The 344-nt window shown below is 58.7% G+C and carries 1 pseudogene; it reads right to left on the bottom strand.

Features of this window, described 5'->3' with window-relative positions:
- Positions 1-44: 44 nt before the first annotated feature.
- Positions 45-344: pseudogene (locus HK26_RS13610) on the bottom strand (hypothetical protein); the annotation flags it as partial.

The following is a 344-nucleotide window of genomic DNA, read 5'->3' as shown; positions in this document are numbered from 1 at the left end:
TTGGCGCTCTCCAGCACCAGGTCTGCAACTTGGGGTATGCCCATTTACAAGCTCTCCAGTAATGTCAGTGTTGTGGAATGCCGGTCGGCAACGCCAAAGGGATTACTCACGTCATCCCCGGTTAGCCGCCCGAACAGGGCTTTTTGTGCAAGGACAGCGGCGGGAGCATCTGGCACAGGCAGGAACAGGGTGTTCTGCCCTGCGGCCGAGGCACGCAGGATATGCTCTATCTGGTCTGCATCCGCATCGCCCAGAGACTGGTGCGCAATCTTGAGCGTGCGCTGTATCCAGCGGTTTTCGGTGAATACGCCACCACTCAGGGTTGTCACGCTGTCCGAGCCAAG

The sequence above is a fragment of the Acetobacter okinawensis genome (assembly GCF_002153655.1).
GTDB classification, from domain to species: Bacteria; Pseudomonadota; Alphaproteobacteria; order Acetobacterales; family Acetobacteraceae; genus Acetobacter; species Acetobacter okinawensis_A.
Note: the sequence above shows the minus strand (reverse complement) of the source record. Positions and strands in the feature narration are given on the sequence as shown.